Origin of the sequence: Rhodococcus sp. JS3073, from assembly GCF_026810085.1 — a bacterium.
GTDB lineage: Bacteria > Actinomycetota > Actinomycetes > Mycobacteriales > Mycobacteriaceae > Rhodococcus_F > Rhodococcus_F wratislaviensis.
This window is the reverse complement of the sequence record NZ_CP113951.1, coordinates 6,643,650-6,662,796: the sequence shown is the minus strand read 5'-3', so window position 1 is coordinate 6,662,796 and position 19,147 is coordinate 6,643,650. Positions and strand designations below refer to the sequence as shown.

The following is a 19,147-nucleotide window of genomic DNA, read 5'->3' as shown; positions in this document are numbered from 1 at the left end:
ACGTATCAAAGCAGAAGATTCCGACAGATGTGGCCCGAAATCGTTCTGCATCGACGAGTGTCATTTGCGTGACTGTCCGGCGACGCCTGGAGGAATCGGCACCGCGCGTTAGCCCTGCGGGTCGAAAGCAACTGCGCCCAAAAAGGTTCGGGCGTAGTCCGATGTTGTTGCGGCGCTACCGACCTACATCGACAGCACCATCTGCGCGAAGAGTCGACCCCATTCGGGATCCATGGGCTGGTCGCGCTGCACCCAGCCCTCGACCATTGCGCCGATCAGTTCGAGGAACGTGATCGTGGGACGGCCCATCCAGAACACTTCTTCCCGGCCGACGATCGTTCCGTCGCTGGTCTGCCAGCCGAGGGCGGCGAGTCCCTCGGCGATCACGTCCCTGCGTTCGTCCGACGACGTGCCTGCGGCGAGCGTGAGAAGCACGAGGTATCCGGCCTCCCGCTCGATCTGCTCGGTGCCCAGCGGCAGGCGATCGAGCAGATGACGCCACATCTGTGTCGCGTTGTCCGCCATCGCCGTTCCGAGATTGGTTCGGACGAGTTTTCCCTTGTACTTGCGCACCAGTCCGAGTGTCTTGGCGTACTCCCGGAGCAGGTGGACGGGCCGTTGGTCCGTCTCGCGGTTGCTGGTCGCGGGCCAGTCGTCGAAGCCCGGTAGCTCCTGCCGCATCTCCGCCACCACGGCCGGGGGCAGGTAGCCCGCCTGGGTCAGCGTGATGCCGTCGGATCGGATGCGCTGCAGGAACCATCGCAGGTGAAGCGTCGCCAGTTCCTGGGCCGCGGGTATGTCGCCCCTCCGCTCGGTGAGGCGGGCGTGCTCGAGCAGCGAAAAGACGTGCGGGGCAGCCTGATGGGGGATCCGGCGCAGCAGTTCGGCGAGCTTCGAATCCGTCACCGGCCCGTGGTCACGGATCACGATCTCGATCCGCAGGTTGCGGTTCACGGCGTCGACGCCGAACGATTCGGGCGCGAACCCCGGCCCGACCCACGCCCCGGCGTCGTGATGACCGGGGTGCGACGGTGTGGCCAGGACCGTCAGCAGGTCGGCGTATCCGCCCGGTCCGCCGCAATCCTCGGGTGGGCAGGCGCGAGCGCCGGCGAGACACGCGACCGTCGGAGCCGGCTCGTCGGCGTCGATCCGTTCGAGGACGATCGTATGGTCCCAGCCGTCGCCGAAGTCGTATTGATACGACAGCAGCTCGCCGGGTTCGGCCAGAACCTGATCGAGCCGGACTGCGTCCTCGCACAGCTCGTCGTCCTCGTCGGCGAAGCCCTCGTCGATGCTTTCGCGCATCTCGTACCGCTCCGAGGCGGGCGGCTCGCCGCCGACCCACGAATGCAGGTGGCTGTCCTGCCAGCCCATGACCGTCTGCACGATCGGGTGCAGCTCGTGCAGCCGCAGGTTCGACGGCACGACGAACTGCCGCCAGATGGCCGGCGACACGTCGTCGAGCTCGATCCGCAGGTGGTAGCTCGCGACGTCACGGCGACGCGGCCGTTCCGACGGCCGGACGATCACCGGCACGTCGGGGACGACGGACAGATGTCGGCGTTTACCCGAAGCGGTCATGGCGTCATGGTAGGTGGGAGGCAGCGGTGTCCGGCACAAGTGCTGACGATAGCGTGAGCGCATGTCGGTGTCCGCAGTTCTCGCAGGTCGGTACGAGTTGCGGGGAGTGCTGGGGCGCGGCGGAATGGCCGATGTGCACGACGGATGGGACCTGCGCCTGCAGCGACCGGTCGCGATCAAGGTGCTGCGCCCGGAACTGGCGTCCGCCCCCGACACACGCAGACGGTTCGAGGCGGAGGCCCGGCTGGCCGCCACGTTGAATCACCCGAACGTGGTCGCGGTGCACGACTGCGGCGAGGACGCCGGAGTGGCGTTCATCGTGATGGAGCGCCTGCCCGGGCGCACCCTCGCCGACGAGATCGCGGCCGGTCCCGTACCCGACGCGCGGGTGCGGTCGGTCCTCGCCGACGTGCTCGCCGCCGTCGCCGCAGCTCACGGGGCCGGGATCCTGCACCGCGACATCAAACCGGGAAACGTGCTGTTCACCGCCGAGGGCACGGTGAAGGTCACCGACTTCGGCATCGCGAAGAGCGCCGCCTCCGACCACACCGCGACCGGACAGGTGCTGGGCACCGTCGCCTACCTCAGTCCGGATCGCATCCTGGGCACCCCCGCCACGACCGCTGACGACCTCTACGCCGTCGGCGTCGTCGGCTACGAAGCCCTCGCCGGGCACCGGCCGTTCACCGGCGACAACATCCTGTCGCTCGCCCGGGCCATCACCGACGGGGCGCCCCGGCCGCTGCGCGAAACGCGTCCGGACGCCGATCCGCACCTCGTGCACACGATCGAGCGGGCGATGGCTCGCGACCCGCAGCAGCGGTACGCCGACGCCCGGGTCATGCGGGCCGCCGTCCTCGGAGCACCCGGCGCGCATCCGCCGCCGACGAGAACGTTCACACCGACGACGGTCCATGAGCTGCCGCCCGAGTCCCCGCAACCACGGCGGATCGGCCTGATCGTTGCTCTCGTCGCCGCCGTGTTGGTGGCCGTGGTCGTGGCGGCGCTGGCCATCGTTTCGCAAGACCAGGACGGCACGGTCGGTCCCGGTGCGAGCACCACCGCCGTCGTTCCCGCCCCGGCGCCCGTCTCCGCCCCGAGCAGTGCCGTCGAGGTCAACCCGGTTGCGCCTCCCCCACCGACCGGCGCCCCGGCACCGAAGACCGGACCTGGAAACAACAACGGCAACAACGGCAACGGAAACAACAAGCCCAAGGACAAGGAGAAGGACGGCAACTGACCTAGTCGGACTGCGCGTCTTCGTCGCCTGCCGCTGCGTGAACCTTGAACAGCACGATCTGTTCGTTGGCAAACGGGATGACCGAGGCCGGGCTCGCTCCGGCCGTGCGCGGCAGCAGCTGCACGGGGACGTCCGGCTGGACGCCGAGCACGAAGTCCCGCATGGCATCCCGAGCGCGATCGTCGAGGCCGCCGCCGATCACGACGAGGTCGACGTTTCCGTCCAGGAGTGCCCGCCGGATCAGTTCGCGGTCGTTGGATGCCACGACGTCCCGCCCGAACCGGGTCAGTTCTTCCTTCAACACGTCCAGCGTGGACTGGCGCCTGCCGATGAGGAGGAGCCGGGGTTCGCTCATGCCCGCGCACCCGTTCCGCGGTGCTGATCCACTGCGGCCCGAACGGCGGGCGCGACGTCGGCCGCGAACCTGCGGACCTGGGTGAGGTCGTCGCCGTCGGTGCCGAACACGAACGTGTCCATGCCCGTCGCCACTGCGAGTTCCGTCAGCTGGCTCACCCACTGCTCGGTGGTTCCGTTAAACAATTTGTCCGACGGTGTGTCGCTCACCTGACCGAACACGTTGTAGGCGCGGACGATCGAGCTCGGGTCCCGGCCCGCATCCGTCGCACCCGCATCGATCCTCGCGTGCATGCCGGGCAGAACCTCGGGCGGAAAGTACGAGCTCGACGGGACCCACCCGTCCGCAGACCGTCCCAGCGCACGCAGCAACCGGGGGCCGCCGACGCCCAGCCAGATCCCGATCCGGTGCGCCGGGACCGGACCGGGATGCACGCCCGCCAGGCGATAGTGCTCACCCTCGGAATACACGGCACGCTCACCGGACCACATCAGGCGGAGCACGTCGACCGCCTCCTCCAACGCCGTCGCGGCCTGCCTGGGAGTGCGCACGTCACCGCCCATCGCCCCGATCGCCTCCCAGAACGCACCCGCACCCAACGCCAGTTCGAACCGCCCTCCCGACATCACATCGAGGCTGGCCGCAGCCTTCGCCATCACGGCCGGCGGGCGAAGCGGCAGGCACGCGACGTCGGGAAACACGCGCACCCGCTCGGTCCTGGCCAGCAACGTGCCCATCAGCGACCAGCAGTCGAGGAATTTCGCCTGGTAGGGGTGGTCTTGGACGCCGATCAGGTCGAGGCCCGTCTCGTCGGCGAGCGCGGCGACTTCGAACGTGTTGGCCAGCAACTCCACCGACGGAGTGACGAACACCCCGAACTGCAGGACCCTGCCGTAGTCGGTCATGGCGGTCGCGTCCCCTCTCGGATCGCGGAACTCCTTCGATCATCCACCACCTCGACGCCCGGGAACACCCGGCGCGCACTCGGAACGGAGCCGGGCGGCATAGTGGGTTCATGACAGACGACACGAAGAACGGTCCCGCACCCGAGGTCCGGAACGCCCCCGAACTCCACCGATTCGAGGTCCACGTCGACGGTGAACTGGCCGGGTTCACCGAGTACCTCGACGACGAGAATCAACGGATCTTCTTCCACACCGAGATCGGCGAGCAGTTCGGGGGGCGTGGCCTCGCCACCACCCTGATCCGGAGCGCTCTCACCGAGACGGTCGGGGGCGGCAAGCGGATCGTGCCGATCTGCCCGTTCGTCGCCGGTTACCTGAAGAAGCACGACGACTTCGCCGACGACACCGACCCGGTCACCCCGGCCGCGATCCAGGCGGTGCGGCAGTCGCAGGGCTGATCAGGGCGCGCCGTCGACGCCGCGCGCCTCCTCGAGCTGCCGGATGAGGGTGGCGGCGTCGTAGGGGCCGCTGTGCCGGGCGAGGTCCGTGCCCGTCGCGCCGAGGTAGAACGTGGGGGTCACCCGGAAATCGCTCGACTCGGCGTCGAGTTCGTCGTCGTCGATGCGGTGAACGAAGGTGCCCCGGCGGATGTCTTCCTCGAACCGGTCCATGTCGAGCCCCAACTCGGCGGCGTAACCGAAGATCTCGTCCTCGGCGAGGGCGTCGCTGTTGGCGAACAGGTGGTCGTGCATCTCCCAGAACCGGCCCTGCGCGGCGGCCGCTTCGCTCGCCTGGGCGGCGAAACGCGCGTGCGGATGCACGGCGTCGAGTGGGAGATGCCGGAAGACGTAGCGGAGCTCGTCCCCGAAATGCGCCCGCACGTCCCGGATGCTGCCGGTGGCCTTGCTGCAGAACGGGCACTCGAAGTCGCCGTATTCGACGAGGGTGAGCGGCGCATCCACCGGTCCGCGCAGGTGATCGCGTCCGAGGTGGACGGGCCGGAGCAGGGTGAGTCCGGCGACCTCGGTCGGAGGGTGCACCCAGTCCGACAGCCGGAACAGCGCCCAACCGAGGAGGGTGGCGATGACGGCCGCTGTCAGGACGCCCACCCGAGCGTCGTTGGCCAGCTCGGGTGAGTCGATGGCCAGGTCGACGATGAAGAGCGAGATCGTGAAGCCGATGCCGGCCAGCGCGCTGCCACCGGCGATCTGCGACAGTGTCAGCCCGGGTGGCAGGCTGCCCGGCCGCAGTTTCGCGAACAGGGCCGTGGCCGCGGTGATGCCGACGAGCTTGCCGACTACCAGGCCGAGCACGATGCCCCACGCCAGCGGAGACCGTGCCGCGTCCGCGAGCGTCTGCCCGGTGATGACCACGCCGGCATTGGCGAGCGCGAAGATCGGGACGACGAGGAACGCCGTGTACGGCTGGTAGAAGCGCAGGAGCCGCTCGTTGACGGACACCGCGCGCAGCACACCGAGCTGGGCGGCGCGGGCGTAGTCGGAGTTCGGTGACTGCCGGAATGCGCGCGTGAGTTCACCGGCCCGCTCCACCTCGCTGCGCCGCGGCGGATACACGGGCAGGATCAGCGCGATCAGCACGCCGACGAGGGTGGGGTGGACGCCGGACTCGTAGAACGCAACCCACGTGCCCGCCGCGACAATGAAGTACGCGACGCCACGCCACACCTCGAGCTTGCGCAACTGGATGATCAGAAGCAGTCCGACACACCCGAGGAGCAGCGGTCCGAGCCGGAGGTTGTCGGTGTAGAAGAAGGCGATGATGGCCAGGGCGCCGATGTCGTCGGCGACGGCCAGCGTCAGGATGAACACGCGCAACCGGGCGGGGCATCGGGGTCCGACGAGCGCGAGTGCGCCCAGCACGAACGCCGTGTCCGTGGAGACGACGACGCCCCACGCAGTGGCCTCGTCCCCGGTGGGATTGAGGATCAGGAACAGCACGGCGGGCAGGGCCAGACCCGCGATCGCGGCGAGGAGTGGGACGGCGGCGCGGGCGCGGTCGGTGAGTTCGCCGATCGTCAGCTCACGCTTCACCTCGAGCCCCACGACGAAGAAGAACAGCGTCATCAACCCGTCGTTGACCCAGTGCTTCAGGTCGAGGCTGATGCTGTAGTCGCTGATCTGGATCGTCACCGGGGTGTGCCAGAACGACTCGTACGAATCACCGATGTTGGCCCACACCAACGCCAGGATCGTGGCGACGAGGAGGAAACCGGCCGACAGCTTGTCGTCGTCGGTGTCGTCGCGGATCAGGGCCAACCGCGCCGACAGTCTTCGAAGTGTGGTGGGGCTGCTCTGCTCGACCGTCATCTGGTCCTCGTCAGACGTAGTTCTCGAGTACGAACTTGGTGAATCCCTTGCGGATCAGGCGCACGGCCTGCTTCTGCCCCTGACGCAGCACGGACTTCGGCACCCACACCTTCGGCTCGACCGACATCGTGAGGTGCACCGACGTCCCGCGCGCAGTAGGGGTCAGCCGGTACTCCCCCTCCTGGCACTTCTGCTTCTCGCTCTCGAGGAGCGTCCACGACATCTGCTCGTCCCCGAGCCACTTGTGCTCGGCCAGCTGAGTGTCCGCGACGCCGAGGACGGCGAGCGTCATCCGCACGGTGCGGGGGCGTCCGTCGTCGAATCGGGACTCGACGACCACCTTCTTGTGCACCGCCGACCACTCCGGGATCCGTTCGACGTCCGCCAGCGCCGCCATCACCTGGTCCTGGGGCGCCTCGATCTCGAACTCGCCCGATACCGACAACGCCATCGATTGCTCTCCTTCTCGTCGGATCTACATGCCCTACAGTTCGGACGCGTAGCGCTCCAGCATGGCAGCAAGTTCGCCGGGGCGCGCGAGTGCCGCCAGATGGCCCGTGTCGATGACCTCCGGTGCGATGCCCAGTCGCTCCCGGACGATCCGCTGCATGAAGTCGAGCGGGAAGAGCCGATCGCGCCTCCCGGCGACGACCCGCGTCTTCACGTGCGGCCACGCGTCCGCCTGCCACACCGTCTCGAACGGGGTGTTCGACACGACGGGCTCCTCCTGGCTGAACGCCTCCTCGGTGACGTCGTCGGGCACGTCGTGGAAGAACAACGCCCGCAGGTCGTCGGGCGCGTCGGGGTCGCGGCCCTCCAGCACGGCGAACGCCCGTTTCGCCTCCGGCTGTCCGGTGGTCTCCCACCACTGCCCGGGTGCCTCCCCCGGCGCGGGCAGCATGGGTGCCAGGAGAACCAGCAGGTCGACGTCGACCTCGCCGCGCTGACAGACGATCGCCGCGGTGAACGCGGACATGGACTGCGCGACCAGCACGATCGACCCCTCGACGTCCTCGACCGCGTCCACGACGACGTCGGCGAACTCGTACTGCCCCGCCGCGTCGTCGCCGTACGGAAGGTCGACGGCGATCACCGAGTGCCCGCTTCCCTCCAGGATCGGTGCGACGCGGTGCCAGTACCACGAGTCCGAGCCGGCGCCGGGCAGCAGAACGAAGGTTGCGGGCATCTCGTCTCATCTCCTGTTTCCGGGACACGAACGGTCGAGTCGAGCCTAAGCGCTACGTGTGCGGCAATGCGCGCCCGAACACACTTTGCCACTCACCTGCGGGTCCTGAAACGGAACAGCTCCGGCCGCCGATACACCCAGTAGATCGGACAAGAAAGTCCGACCGTGCCGGGATCAATCACAATTTTCGAGAACTGAGCTGACATGTTCACCAACCATCTCTTCGGCGGAATGACCGAACAGGAAATCGACATCGAGATCGCCGACGAGTTGGCGGCCTGACGCAGCTCCCCGCACGTGAGTGGCGATGTGCACCCCGGCACGCTGCGCCACTCACGTACGAATGACCTTCATGCTCAGCACCGGTCGGCCGGTGCACCCTTCCGGACAGCGCCCACCGCCAGCCGCTCCAGGTCCTCGGCGGAATATCCGGGCCAGCCGTGCAACATCCGCCGCCACCGGTCCGGGACCGCAGAGGCACCCCATCGGGCACCGAGCAGTCCACCCGCGATCGCCGCAGTGGTGTCGGTGTCATTGCCCGCGCGGACGGCTCGTTCGAGGGCGAACCGAAGCTGCTGCGGTCCCGAATCGTCGGCACCCGTGATCGCCCACCACGCCGTCTGCAGGGCGTGGACCACCCAGCCGTTCTTCGGGAACTCGGCGGGTGTGCCGCGCTCCGCCTGGTCGAGCAAGGGTCCCCAGTATTCGCCGACACCGGCCGGCGCGACCTGCAGGTATTCCCGCACCCCGTCGAACGTCCCGAACAGCACCGCGTGCCGGATCGCGTAGGACCACAGCTGACACGCCTCGCCGGCGCGCCGGTCGTCGTGGGTGAGGGCGCCGATCTGGTACGCGGCCTCGACGCACGCCTCGGCGTCGTCGAGATATGCCAGCGCGACGGGTGCCGTGCGCATCAGCGAACCGTTGCCACCCTTTCTCCCCGTGATACTTCGTGCCCGCCCCTGCATGGCCGCCGCCGAGCCGTCGCGGACCGACAGCACGGCGCGCGTCTGGTTGCCGACATCCGGCGGATTCGAATCGATCCACCGAACGAACTGTGCAGCAACGGCATCCAGTCCGGCGCCCTGACCGATGTCGACACCGGTCGCGGCCACCTCCGCGATGGCGACGGCCATCGACGTGTCGTCGGTCCACTCCCCCGGCGCCCAGTCGAACATCCCACCCCCGACCATGTCGATCACCGTTTCGGCAGCCGGGGTGGTGAATTCGTACCCTGCCCCGAGAGCATCGCCCGCAGCGGCGGCGATCAATACTCCTGCGGCCCGGTCGGTCTGGCGTTCGGTCAATTCCACAAAGCCCCCTTGGATCGAATTTGCTCAAAGGTTAGAGCATGATTGATCTAACGCGCAAGCCTTATGTGTGACGGCATCTCGGCGTAGCGTCACGGGGACACTGTCGACGGAGGAGTGCTCATGTCGGGCGAATTGTCGTTCTTCGAATTGGGTGTGGCCAACACGGAGCAGGGCCGAAAGTTCTACTCGGCGTTGTTCGGCTGGGAATTCGAGTCCGGACCCGGCGGCTCGGGTTACTCGATCACCACCCCGAACGTCCCGGGCGGGATCCATGGCGGCGACGAGGGCGCCGGCCCCTACATCTTCTTCCGGGTACCGGACCTCGACACTGCCGTCGAGCACGTACTGGCGCTGGGGGGCACCGTCGACGCCGTCGACCTTGGCGACGACACGGAGTCGGTGGCGAAATTCGGGCGATTCAAGCTGTGCCACGACGACCAGGGTTCCGCCTTCGGACTGCACGAACCGCCCGCCGGCAACTGAATCAGCGCGCCCCGGAACGGAGACTCCCGGGGCGCGCTGATTCGGATCGGTCGGTTACGGCTCGTTCGGCGAGTCGCCTCCGCCCTCGTCACCGCTGTACGTGGCCGGTTGCGGCAGACCGTCCTCGGGTCCGTCGCACCAATTGTCGTACTGGTTGTACGGTTCAGCGCCCCACGCCGGGACGTTGTTCTCGTACGGTTCCGCCCAGTCGTCGCAACCGGCCGGACCGGTCGGCGGAACACCAGGAGGCAGTGGTGCAACCGTGTCCGGTGCGCGCACCGGTACGACTGCCGAGTCGAGCGCGTCACCCCAGGCGACACCGGATGTTCCCAAACCGATCGAGGCCGCGAACACAGCGACCGCAGCCAATCTCAAGCCGACCTTCATCGTTGCCTCCCATAGGTGAATAACGCTGCCTAAGGGCAATACCCAAAGACAACGTAAACAATCCTCGACGGACGAATTTCGTGAATGAAATTTGACGGGCGGTCGGTTTCAGCTCACGACCGGGCTACACGACGGCCCCGTGCCTCGTGCAGACACTCACCGTCGAATCAGGGATTGACCGTCCGGCCCTGCTGGTCATTGACCGGCGGCTGCGTTTGAATGCCGTCCTCGGGACCGTCGCACCAGTTGTCGAACTGGTTGTACGGATCGGTGCCCCACTGCGGCACATTGTTCTCGTAGGGTTCCGCCCAGTCGTCGCATCCGATCGGACCGTTCTGCGGGAACCCGGGTGGCATCGGTTGAATGACGTCCGGCCGACGCACCGGCACCGCCGAGTCGAGACTGCCGCCCCAGGCGACACCGGATGCTCCCAATCCGATCGAAGCCGCGAATACTGCCACCGCGGCCACTCTCCTGCCCATTCTCATGACTGCCTCCGTTGGTTACATGGCCTCTCGGGGCGGTACCCAGAAACCCGGAAAACAATCCTCGAAGAGAGTTTTTCGTCCAAGAATTTCGACGATCAGTCGGTTTCCGGGCGGCAGCGCATGTACATCTCCGTCACCGAGGTGAGGACCTGCCGGCCCGACCCGTTGAGAATCTCCGCCGCGACGGTCACCAAAGCCCGTCCACGATCGTCCGGCACCACATCCTCGACAACCAGCTTTCCGGTGAGCACGTCGCCCGGCTTCACCGGCCGGAGGAAGTTGACGTCGCGCATCCGAGCCCCCGCAATGACGCTCCACCCTGCATAAAGAGTCGTCGCCGACAGCCGCTGACATATCGCGATCGTGTGCACACCACTCGCGATGAGCCCACCGAAATAGCCACTATCTGCAGATTCACGGTCGATGTGGAACGACTGCGGATCCCACTGCCCCGCGAACTCGACCAGCTCCTCCTCGGTCACCGTGTACGAGCCCAGCTCGAACTTCTCGCCCACCCGGAGGTCGTCCGCATAAACGACGTCACATTTGCTGTCCACTACCAAACCGTCCGATCATTCGCTCAAGCCTCCACCGAACACGGAGGCTGCAGTCGAGGATATGACCGTGCGAGGGCGGCGGTGACAGCGCCCTTCCGCCGACGGTGGGAAGGTGCTCCTCAGTTCTCGTCGTAGCGCGGCCAGCCCGGATACGGAGCAAGCGTCGGGTAGGGGGTCTCGTGTGGGAGGTCGCGTTTCCTCGGGCGATTCTCCGGAGGATCGGGCACCCGCGAACGACACTGAAGGAACGCATCCTGACTGCGAGCCGACTTCACGTGGTCGATGAGTTTCCAACCCCTGAACACATCTACCTCTGGAGCCCGCTCGGGCCCCTCCGCGGGAAGTGAGGCGTCCGCACTCGAACCTGTGAAGTCGGGAGCCATCATCTCGACCGTTTCTGCATGCACGTTGGTCGAGCCAACGTTGTAATACTTTCCGTCCTCATCGATTCTCATTACGGAGTAGTCGCCCGTACATACCGTCGCAAGCCAACCACGCTCCGTTGGACTCATCCACAACAAATGCTGAAATTGCGTCCCAACGAACTCGCTCTTCTTCAGCTGATCGGGATAGCCATAGTCCACTCGAAGACGCTCGTCGACGGCTTTCGTGAATCCTGGATAGCCCGCCGACGTCGCGAGTGCCCTGACTGTCAAGTAATACGACTCCACATAGGCCCTGACAGCTGTTGCCTCTGGCGTGAGCAAGTTGATGCCTGGATCCGCCGACCAACGGTAGTTGTAATCGGTGTTGCCGGGGACCGCGTACTGCATGCCGACCGTTGTCGACGGCCCCGGCGGTTCGCTTGGATGCTCCGGTCCGCAGGCCGATACAGCCAGCACAACGGCGACCCACAGCCCGAGCAGCCCCTTCACTGCCCGTACCTCATGTCCTTCACCTGATCGCGCCCGGCATTCAATGCATCGATGAAATTGCCGAGGCCGCGCACACCGGTGTCGGTCATGTAACCCGCCAATCCTGATTGCAGCTGGGGGAGGCTTTGATGCGGGTTATCGTCTGCGAGCTGTTCGTATGAAAGCAGTGGTCCGTCCGATCCGTCGCGGAAGTCATCAAGTGCTGAGTACGGATCCAGTGCTCCGCCATTTGCGGCCTGAAGGCCTAATCCAATCTGGTAATACTGATTCGCCAACAACGCACTGTCTGCGAGATCATCGTTCGCCTGCAGTGTGCTGTCAGGTATGGATCCCATGACCGCGCTCTTGAACGACGGGTCGGCGAGATCGATACCACTCGAAATCAGAGGGCCGGCTACGGGAATGAACTCGACGCCTTTGCTGATCACTGTTCTGATGGTGTCGTATGCAACGCCCTTGCTCTCGAAACCAGCAGCGTTCTGGGATGTTTCGTCGCCGAGCCGGTCGGCGAACTCGAGGTCGAGCCCCTTGTCCACTACGCCTTGAAGATTGCCCGCCCACGTCCCGTACTGGTAGTGGGGATCCTGCGGCGTCTGGCCGTCGACCGCCCAAGCCTGCTCCAACTGGGCTGACAACCCCAAGGCTTGCGCATTGAAATACGAGGCGCCTTCGGCATTGGAGTCGATCACCGAGAATATCCTCGGCGCATCCTCCAGTCGGAGGTACTCATGGCCTGTTTGGCCGGTGAACGCATTGGTTCCGGTGAACTCGCCGGGCACCCCCACCATGTTGCCGATGTAGGGTGCGAGCGTCGTGCCCAACGCCTGCGTGATTTTGGGGTTCACCTCACCGATTGCCTGGCCGTTCATTCCCGGGATGTCGAGTAGCTCGGCGTCTTTCGCGGCAAGGATTTGTGCGAGTCCGAATGCGGATTCGCCGGCTTGTGTCGACCGGAATACTTCTCCGGGATCGGACGGGTCGGAGGGCCTGGCGTCGTCGGCGATCCAGTCGAACATCCCGGCGACGTTCTGTTCGCCGCCGTCGGCCCAATCACGTTGGAGCAGGGGCATGATGACGTCGTCGCGATTGTAGTCGGCCGGCATGCCGTCAGCGGACAGGATGTTGTGGACGGCGACGTGGTCGCGGCCACCGACCCCGACCATGTCCTGCAGGAGGGTGTCGACACCGTCGCGGCCCAGAGCGTTGTGGTCGAACGAGTCCCCGATCAGGAGACTCTTGTCGTTGGTGGCCGAGGCGATCTCGCCGGCACGGGTGAGGAGGCTCTCGCTCAGCTCACTGCCCTGCTGGACGCCCGGGTCCGCGAGACCGAACGCCTTGGTGAAGCGTGCCAGGTCGTCGCCGTTGTTGACGACCAATGACGGTTGCGGGGCGTCGTGTGCGCCCTTCGTGAGGTTGCCGGTGGACGTCACCGGGCCCTCGAACAGTCCCCGAAGGCTTTCCGGGATGTGGCTCTGGCCGCCGACGTCACCGCTGGCACTGCCGACGTTGTAGTTCGACACCGCGGCGAGGCCGTTGGACAGTGCGCTCGCAGCCTCGGTGCGTCCGTTCTCGCTGTACTGCTCGGACAGTGCGAGGAAGCCGTCCTTGCCGGCCGCCGTATAGAACTGCTGCAGGAAGTCGATCGTTCCCTGTGGCAGATCGGTGACCTTGCCGCCGTCGGCCAGTGTCTTCACCTGTTCGGGGGTGAGGCCCGCGGCCGCGATCTCCCGGGCAACACGGTCACGCACGTCCTGCGGAATGTCGGAACCGCCGCGCGCGACCTGCTCGCCCAACGCGGTGCCCTCGTGTCCGGACAGCCCCGCGGAGGCCGGGGCACTCGCCGCCACGGCGCCGAGCGCGTCCCGAATCGTCGTCGCCATGTCCCGATCGGCGTTGTCGAGTTCCGTCAGCGCTCCACCGAGTTGGCTGCGCCAGTACTCCATCAGCTCGGCATGCTCGGCGGCTTCGGCCTCGCTCATCGTCGTGGGCGGGCTGACGATCTGCCAGTCGTCGGACACGGTGAATCCGTCGGTTGCCGCCTTGTCGATCACGGTGGCGACGTAGTCCCGCGCATGGCCGAGGCGATCGGCCCCACCCACGAGCGCGTTCGACAGATCCTCCAGATCATCTGCGAGCCGGCGGATTTCCGCCCTCTCACTGTTCGCTCGGTGCTCGGCGGCGGCCTGCGCCGGACCGCGCCAGTCGTCGTGCCGACCCAGATCCGCGACAGCACGCTGGACGTCGTCCGCCCGGGTCCGCGTGTCCTCGGCGGTCCGTCCGATTTCCTCGCCCGCCAGTGTCAGGTCCCGCGGGTTCCAGACATGCAGTTGCGACCTCCGCGGAATCACAGCTCCCCCATCGCCGACAGCTGAGACGCGAACGACGTGTCGGTGACCTCGTAGTTCTCGGCCCCGTCACCCGCGATGAACGCCATCTCGTCGATGCGACTGGCGGCGACGCCCAGTGCGGACGCGAGGATGTCGCCGGCGTCCTGGCAGGCCGCCGCGGTGTCGGACCCCTCGACGGCCTGGACCGCATGCTCGAAGCTTCGCCGGCCACCCAACGCCTCGACCTCACGCGCGATGGCACCCAGCGCGCTGGACATCGCCCGCAGCATGTCGGGGTTCACCTTGACGACCGCGACGTCCGTTCCACCGAGCACCGGCGGCAGCCCGGGGACGGCAGCCAGCTGCGGCTGCGTCGCACCGGTCCCGTCCAGCGACGCAATGACACTTTCCGGCCACGTCATATCGCCCTCTGACATCGACATCTCCCCCTGATATCCGCATCGAGATCCACCCCCGGACCCGGGTCACCGACACGCTCGGCGACCGTGGAGAGAATAGCGGACGCCCTCACACGGACGTGTGACCACAACACGGTTGCGCAACGGTTGGGCGGATTCGCAGATTGAGAATCGGGTGAACCGGGTATCGAGACCAGATGGCCATCACCGATATCAAGGAATACAGCCACCTCACCGAGGCGGATGTGGAGGCGCTGGGCGCGGAACTCGATGCGATCCGGGCCGACATCGAGGAGTCCCGCGGCGCCCGCGACGCCCGGTACATCGACCGGACGATCAAACTGCAGCGGTCGCTGGCGATCGCGGGCAGGGTCGTCCTGTTCGGTAGCCGGAAGAGACCGGCGTGGATCCTGGGTACCGCCTTGATGGGTGCGGCGAAGATCATCGAGAACATGGAACTCGGCCACAATGTCATTCACGGCCAATGGGATTGGATGAATGATCCCGAGATCCACTCGTCGAACTGGGAGTGGGACAACACGTGCCCGTCCTCGGGGTGGAAGCACTCGCACAACTACGTCCACCACAAGTTCACCAACATCGTGGGTCTCGACAGCGACGTCGGGTACGGGATCCTGCGCATGACCCGCGACCAGAAGTGGTCGCCGGTGTACCTGGCGCAGCCGTTCTACAACGTGCTGCTGGCGTTGCTGTTCGAATGGGGCGTCGCGCTGCACCACCTGGACGTGGAGAGTATCCGGCGCGGCGATTACGACCGCGCCGAAACCCTCCGCAACGCGAAGGAGGTGGGACGCAAGATCGCGCGGCAGGTCGGCAAGGACTACGTGGTGTTCCCGGCACTGACAGGTCCCGCATGGAAGAGCACGCTGACGGCGAACATCACCGCCAACGTGATCCGCAACCTGTGGGCGTACGGCGTGATCTTCTGCGGCCACTTCCCGGACGGCGCGGAGAAGTTCACGAAGGAGGAGTTCGAGAAGGAGACCAAGGCCGAGTGGTATCTGCGGCAGATGCTGGGCTCTGCCAACTTCAACGCCGGCCCGGTGCTGGCGTTCATGAGCGGCAACCTCTGCTACCAGATCGAGCACCATGCGTTCCCGGACCTGCCCAGTAACCGTTACGCCGAGATCGGTGTGAAGATGCGGGAACTGTGCGACAAGTACGACCTCCCGTATACGACGGGTTCGCTCCCCCACCAGTACGGACTCACCCTGCGCACCATCTTCAAGCTCGCGCTGCCCAACCGCTTCCTGTCGGCGTCCGCGGACGACGCACCGGAGACGGCGTCGGAACTGCGATTCCGCATCCGCGGTGGGATGAAGGAAGTATTCGGGGTCGACCCCGCGACCGGGAAGCGGCGCGGGCTGCGCACGGCGCTGGCGATGATCCGTAACTGACTAGGACGTCCACGCGTACCGGAAGCGTTGCGCGACCTCGTCGACGGGTTTGTCCCGGTATTCGGCGTGCTCGTACCCTTTGACCGCCGCCAGGGCTTCCATGATCAGCGGGCCGAACAGGTCCCGCGCGAGCGCCGACGATCGGAACGCTCCGAGCACGTCGGACGGCAGGGTCGGGAGGAGATCGACGGCGTGGCCTTCGGTCAGTTCGGCGGGGTCGACCGACACCTCGTCCGGGAGGGGAAGCGCGGCGGCGATGCCGTCGTGGGCGGCGCCGAGAATGGCGGCGCTGCTCAGATACGGGTTCGCGGACGGGTCGATGGGTTTGATCTCGAGGTTCGCGCCGTGTGGGTTCCCGGCGGTGGCCGCGCAGAGGCGGACGGCTGCCTCGCGGTTTTCCAGCCCCCAGCAGCGGAATACCCCCGCCCACATTCCCGGGCGCAACCGCAGGTGAGACAGCGCCGACCCGGCGAGTACGGCGGTGAACTCGGGCAGGGCCCGCAGAATCCCGGCGACCGCGGCGCCACCGGCGGGAGTCAGCCCGTGCGGGCCCGGGCCTCCCGACAGGATCGGCAGGTCACCCTCGAACATCGACACGTGCTGATGGGCACCGTTTCCCGCTCCGCCCGCGACGGGCATGGGTGAGAACGACGCCCGCAGCCCCTGGGCACGCGCGACCCGGCTGATCAGGGCGCGGGCCAGCACCGAGTTGTCGGCCGCCGTGACGGGATCCGCGGGGGCGAGCGACACCTCGAACTGGTTGAGCCCGGCCTCGGCGTGGACCTGTTCGATCGGCAGTTCCGCCGTCGACGCCGCCGCGAGCAGTCGCTCGAGGAATTCTTCCTGTGTGAGAACGGCATTCAGGCCGTACGCGGACCATTCTTCGACTGTCGCCGCATCGAACAGGGTGAACTCGACCTCGTGGCCGATTCGTGCGGTCAGCCCGGATTCCGCCAACCGCGTCGCCGCCCGCCGCAGCGCACCCCGGGCGCAGGCGAGCGACGGCGTCCCGTCCTGCTCGGTCAGACACGCCGGCGCCCAGTACGTGCCGTTGCCCAGGTCTCGCACGTCGTCGCCGTCGATACGCAGACGGAGGTCGCCCCCGACGGAGAAGGACGGTGTGAACGCGAGGTGGCCGTCGACGCAGAACACAGTCCAGCTCGGCGATGCGCCGGCACCGGAGTCGACGAAGGTGGACAGTCTCGAGATCGGCAGCACCTTCGCCCGCGAGACTCCGGCCATGTCGACGATCGAGCCGACGATGCGGTCCGAGTGGCCGAAGCCGTCCTCTGCGCCGCGCATCAGGCCCTCGCCACTGCGGCGGTCCGCGCGAGGAAGCCGAGCACGCTGTGCACCGCTTCGCGCTGGGCCCGGCCCTGACCTGCGCCCCCGCCACCGAATGCAATGCCGCCGGTCCACTGCGCGTCGGCGGGGAACATTCCGAGACGAAGGAGGTGGCCGGCGCCGTCGAACGTCCGGTGTTCGTCGCGGTCGTCGGACCGGAGACCGAGAAGTGCCGTGGCCATCTCGCCCGACGGCCACAACTGGTCGTCGGCGCCGGTCAGACACAGCACCGACGCGGTCGCCTGCTCGGACCGCAGCGTCGCGTCGACCGGTGCCGCCGCGAGCCCGGACCGGTAGGCGGCGGCAAGACGCAGCAGGCTCGGCCGGTGCGCGGCGAGGTCGTGGTGCGCCCGCCACGCGTTGCGGATCAGCTGCGGCATCAGCACCCCACCCGGCAGCGGCGCCCACGGCACGGGCCCGCCGTTCCACGTCCACGACGCGGTGTCGGCGATCTCGCCGTCGGGGCCGATCGCCTGCCACGACACCGAACTCGGACTGATCAGGATCAGCCCGGCAACGGGAAGTTCGCCGACGCAGGCGGACGCCAGCAGGCCCTCCGCACCGCGCGAGATGGCCATCGCGGTCAGGCGGTTCGCGTCCACCGTCGGCTGCGCACCCAGCGCCCCGACCGCGGACGCGAACCGCTCGAGCGGAACGTTGACCAGCGTCGCGTCGGTGTCCGATTCGTCCACCCACGAATAGGCCAGTGCGGCATACCCGTTGGCGGCGAGCATCCCGATGGTGGGACGTTGGGAGTCGACGCCGCCCTCCGAGCCGCCGAAGCAGTCGACGCCCGGCCACCCGCCGCTGGGGGCGTCGCCGGCGGGCAGCGCGAGCAGGGCGGGCCGACCGCCGATATCCAATGGGTGAACGGACACTCCAGGGGCGCTCACGTGACGCGTCACCGTCCGCCGCGACGTTCCGTCCGGAGTGCTCGCCTCGACGGTGACCAGCCAGGCGTCGGGTGGCGGTACGAAGAGGTCGGGGACCCGGTCTTCGGACACGAAACGCATTGCCCACAGCGGGGCGTCGGCGTCCGCGACATTCCAGTCACCGTGGTCCGGAACCTGTTCGGCGACGTCGACGATCCCGTCGGCGGAAACGGTGAACGTGGCCTCCGATAGCCACTGCCCACCGAACAGGTCGGTCCCGGTGGTGCGGACGGTCACGGACGATCCGGGCCGGGCGCCGCGGACGATCAGGGAGAATGCCTCGTCGTGACGCGACGACGCCGGAACGTCGAGTTCGAGGGACCCCGCCGACACGTCCGCGGCCGGCGCGGGCTGCTCGGTGACCGCGGGCTCCGCCGAAGATTGCGTCTCCAGAAGCTGCGACCGCTTCTCGAACCATCCGGGGAACACCGCGGACACCAGGCCCGCGACGCCCATGAGGGTGAACGACAGCACCCAGTAACAGACGACGGACAGGGTGTCGCCGGCGTCGCGCATGGTGGCGTCGCCGTCGACGATCGGCGGGATCAGCGAGAACACGGTCATCAGCCCGAACGCGGCCACCCACATCCACGTCATCGCCGTGGTGATGTACCGGAATCCGCCGCTCGCCGCCGTCCGGGCGTCCACGGTGGCCGCCGCGTACTCGCGCACGAACGGCCTCCCGATCAGGACGCCCACCGCGGCGATCGCGAACAACCCGAAGTTGCCGACCGGCTGCAGCCAGCGTTCGAGGACGGCGTCGTCCAGGGTGAGTGCCGCGATCAGCAGTAGCGCGAAGACGGCGACAGTGCCGACCTCGAGGGTCCGCCAGGGCTCGCCCCGTAACCGTTGCAGCACCTGACCCGCCGCCGCGATGCCGAATGCGATCGCGACGGCAGCGACGAATCCGGTGTTGCCCACCAGAATCCAGTAGACGATCCACGGTGCGAATCCGATGATGAATCCCATTGCACTGCCCCACTGCTCGGCAAACCCGAGCGGACGACGGC

General features: G+C 67.2%; 19 protein-coding genes and 1 pseudogene. 4 read left to right on the top strand and 16 right to left on the bottom strand.

Annotation, left to right across the window (positions count from 1 at the left end):
* Window positions 1-183 precede the first annotated feature (183 nt).
* Window positions 184-1,581, bottom strand: coding sequence for a plasmid pRiA4b ORF-3 family protein (locus OYT95_RS30230; RefSeq protein WP_268789879.1), 1,398 nt, complete (start codon window positions 1,579-1,581; stop codon window positions 184-186).
* A 61-nt stretch (window positions 1,582-1,642) separates the two neighbouring features.
* On the opposite strand from OYT95_RS30230, the gene OYT95_RS30225 reads away from it, so the two are divergent.
* Window positions 1,643-2,821: a serine/threonine-protein kinase gene (locus OYT95_RS30225; protein ID WP_268789878.1), complete on the top strand. Its 1,179-nt coding sequence runs from the start codon at window positions 1,643-1,645 to the stop codon at window positions 2,819-2,821.
* A gap of 1 nt (window position 2,822) precedes the next feature.
* On the opposite strand, the gene OYT95_RS30220 is transcribed toward OYT95_RS30225, so the two are convergent.
* On the bottom strand, window positions 2,823-3,176 hold the full coding sequence (locus OYT95_RS30220; RefSeq protein ID WP_268789877.1) for a hypothetical protein: 354 nt from the start codon (window positions 3,174-3,176) through the stop codon (window positions 2,823-2,825).
* Window positions 3,173-4,081, bottom strand: coding sequence for an LLM class flavin-dependent oxidoreductase (locus OYT95_RS30215; protein WP_268789876.1), 909 nt, complete (start codon window positions 4,079-4,081; stop codon window positions 3,173-3,175). The genes OYT95_RS30220 and OYT95_RS30215 overlap by 4 nt, the downstream gene beginning before the upstream one ends.
* Window positions 4,082-4,191: 110 nt before the next feature.
* Between OYT95_RS30215 and OYT95_RS30210 the strand changes: the two genes are divergently transcribed.
* Window positions 4,192-4,539: a GNAT family N-acetyltransferase gene (locus OYT95_RS30210; protein ID WP_037226882.1), complete on the top strand. Its 348-nt coding sequence runs from the start codon at window positions 4,192-4,194 to the stop codon at window positions 4,537-4,539.
* Here the strand turns inward: OYT95_RS30210 and nhaA are convergent, their stop codons facing one another.
* The 5 genes from nhaA to OYT95_RS30185 all read right to left on the bottom strand — a co-directional run bounded on the left by nhaA (window position 4,540) and on the right by OYT95_RS30185 (window position 8,907).
* The gene (gene nhaA / locus OYT95_RS30205; RefSeq protein ID WP_268789875.1) at window positions 4,540-6,408 is read right to left on the bottom strand and encodes a Na+/H+ antiporter NhaA; all 1,869 of its coding nucleotides are present in this window, start codon (window positions 6,406-6,408) and stop codon (window positions 4,540-4,542) included. It abuts the gene before it with no gap.
* A 10-nt stretch (window positions 6,409-6,418) separates the two neighbouring features.
* A complete protein-coding gene (locus OYT95_RS30200; protein WP_009474406.1) occupies window positions 6,419-6,859 on the bottom strand; it encodes an SRPBCC family protein in 441 nt (146 codons plus the stop codon).
* Between the two features lie 33 nt (window positions 6,860-6,892).
* Window positions 6,893-7,594, bottom strand: coding sequence for an alpha/beta fold hydrolase (locus tag OYT95_RS30195; RefSeq protein WP_037226880.1), 702 nt, complete (start codon window positions 7,592-7,594; stop codon window positions 6,893-6,895).
* A 174-nt stretch (window positions 7,595-7,768) separates the two neighbouring features.
* Complete coding sequence (locus OYT95_RS30190) at window positions 7,769-7,927, bottom strand: hypothetical protein (RefSeq protein WP_245973459.1); 159 nt, start codon at window positions 7,925-7,927, stop codon at window positions 7,769-7,771.
* 23 nt (window positions 7,928-7,950) lie between these two features.
* Entirely contained in the window at window positions 7,951-8,907 is a 957-nt protein-coding gene (locus tag OYT95_RS30185; protein ID WP_268789874.1) for an ADP-ribosylglycohydrolase family protein, read from the bottom strand.
* A gap of 120 nt (window positions 8,908-9,027) precedes the next feature.
* Here OYT95_RS30185 and OYT95_RS30180 point away from each other — a divergent pair, with 120 nt between their 5' ends.
* Window positions 9,028-9,390, top strand: a complete 363-nt coding sequence (locus OYT95_RS30180) for a VOC family protein (RefSeq protein WP_112298897.1) — start codon at window positions 9,028-9,030, stop codon at window positions 9,388-9,390.
* Between the two features lie 54 nt (window positions 9,391-9,444).
* On the opposite strand, the gene OYT95_RS30175 is transcribed toward OYT95_RS30180, so the two are convergent.
* From OYT95_RS30175 to OYT95_RS30150, 6 genes and pseudogenes are all read right to left on the bottom strand, one after another.
* Complete coding sequence (locus OYT95_RS30175; RefSeq protein WP_037226877.1) at window positions 9,445-9,777, bottom strand: hypothetical protein; 333 nt, start codon at window positions 9,775-9,777, stop codon at window positions 9,445-9,447.
* A 167-nt stretch (window positions 9,778-9,944) separates the two neighbouring features.
* Window positions 9,945-10,265, bottom strand: coding sequence for a hypothetical protein (locus OYT95_RS30170; protein WP_112298771.1), 321 nt, complete (start codon window positions 10,263-10,265; stop codon window positions 9,945-9,947).
* A gap of 95 nt (window positions 10,266-10,360) precedes the next feature.
* A pseudogene (locus OYT95_RS30165) lies at window positions 10,361-10,841 on the bottom strand (MaoC/PaaZ C-terminal domain-containing protein).
* 100 nt (window positions 10,842-10,941) lie between these two features.
* Window positions 10,942-11,697 carry a hypothetical protein gene (locus tag OYT95_RS30160; RefSeq protein WP_268789873.1) on the bottom strand — a complete coding sequence of 252 codons (756 nt, stop codon included), beginning with the start codon at window positions 11,695-11,697 and terminating at the stop codon, window positions 10,942-10,944.
* Window positions 11,694-14,045, bottom strand: a complete 2,352-nt coding sequence (locus OYT95_RS30155) for a WXG100 family type VII secretion target (RefSeq protein WP_268789872.1) — start codon at window positions 14,043-14,045, stop codon at window positions 11,694-11,696. Before OYT95_RS30155 ends, OYT95_RS30160 begins: the two co-directional genes overlap by 4 nt.
* The gene (locus tag OYT95_RS30150) at window positions 14,042-14,467 is read right to left on the bottom strand and encodes a hypothetical protein (protein WP_328286516.1); all 426 of its coding nucleotides are present in this window, start codon (window positions 14,465-14,467) and stop codon (window positions 14,042-14,044) included. Before OYT95_RS30150 ends, OYT95_RS30155 begins: the two co-directional genes overlap by 4 nt.
* A 173-nt stretch (window positions 14,468-14,640) precedes the next feature.
* On the opposite strand from OYT95_RS30150, the gene OYT95_RS30145 reads away from it, so the two are divergent.
* Entirely contained in the window at window positions 14,641-15,861 is a 1,221-nt protein-coding gene (locus tag OYT95_RS30145) for a fatty acid desaturase family protein (RefSeq protein WP_037226872.1), read from the top strand.
* Here OYT95_RS30145 and OYT95_RS30140 read toward each other — a convergent pair whose 3' ends face one another.
* Both OYT95_RS30140 and OYT95_RS30135 read right to left on the bottom strand, forming a co-directional pair.
* Window positions 15,862-17,163, bottom strand: coding sequence for a glutamine synthetase family protein (locus OYT95_RS30140; RefSeq protein ID WP_112298775.1), 1,302 nt, complete (start codon window positions 17,161-17,163; stop codon window positions 15,862-15,864).
* Window positions 17,163-19,106: an acyl-CoA thioesterase/bile acid-CoA:amino acid N-acyltransferase family protein gene (locus OYT95_RS30135; RefSeq protein WP_268789870.1), complete on the bottom strand. Its 1,944-nt coding sequence runs from the start codon at window positions 19,104-19,106 to the stop codon at window positions 17,163-17,165. Before OYT95_RS30135 ends, OYT95_RS30140 begins: the two co-directional genes overlap by 1 nt.
* Window positions 19,107-19,147: the final 41 nt, after the last annotated feature.

Coding starts and splice junctions, on each gene's coding strand:
- OYT95_RS30140 (WP_112298775.1), bottom strand. CDS start 17,163: ATGCGCGGCGCAGAGGACGGCTTCGGCCACTCGGACCGCATCGTCGGC.
- OYT95_RS30220 (WP_268789877.1), bottom strand. CDS start 3,176: ATGAGCGAACCCCGGCTCCTCCTCATCGGCAGGCGCCAGTCCACGCTG.
- OYT95_RS30150 (WP_328286516.1), bottom strand. CDS start 14,467: ATGTCGATGTCAGAGGGCGATATGACGTGGCCGGAAAGTGTCATTGCG.
- OYT95_RS30225 (WP_268789878.1), top strand. CDS start 1,643: ATGTCGGTGTCCGCAGTTCTCGCAGGTCGGTACGAGTTGCGGGGAGTG.
- OYT95_RS30215 (WP_268789876.1), bottom strand. CDS start 4,081: ATGACCGACTACGGCAGGGTCCTGCAGTTCGGGGTGTTCGTCACTCCG.
- OYT95_RS30145 (WP_037226872.1), top strand. CDS start 14,641: ATGGCCATCACCGATATCAAGGAATACAGCCACCTCACCGAGGCGGAT.
- OYT95_RS30180 (WP_112298897.1), top strand. CDS start 9,028: ATGTCGGGCGAATTGTCGTTCTTCGAATTGGGTGTGGCCAACACGGAG.
- OYT95_RS30175 (WP_037226877.1), bottom strand. CDS start 9,777: ATGAAGGTCGGCTTGAGATTGGCTGCGGTCGCTGTGTTCGCGGCCTCG.
- OYT95_RS30195 (WP_037226880.1), bottom strand. CDS start 7,594: ATGCCCGCAACCTTCGTTCTGCTGCCCGGCGCCGGCTCGGACTCGTGG.
- OYT95_RS30230 (WP_268789879.1), bottom strand. CDS start 1,581: ATGACCGCTTCGGGTAAACGCCGACATCTGTCCGTCGTCCCCGACGTG.
- OYT95_RS30200 (WP_009474406.1), bottom strand. CDS start 6,859: ATGGCGTTGTCGGTATCGGGCGAGTTCGAGATCGAGGCGCCCCAGGAC.
- OYT95_RS30210 (WP_037226882.1), top strand. CDS start 4,192: ATGACAGACGACACGAAGAACGGTCCCGCACCCGAGGTCCGGAACGCC.
- OYT95_RS30170 (WP_112298771.1), bottom strand. CDS start 10,265: ATGAGAATGGGCAGGAGAGTGGCCGCGGTGGCAGTATTCGCGGCTTCG.
- nhaA (WP_268789875.1), bottom strand. CDS start 6,408: ATGACGGTCGAGCAGAGCAGCCCCACCACACTTCGAAGACTGTCGGCG.
- OYT95_RS30135 (WP_268789870.1), bottom strand. CDS start 19,106: ATGGGATTCATCATCGGATTCGCACCGTGGATCGTCTACTGGATTCTG.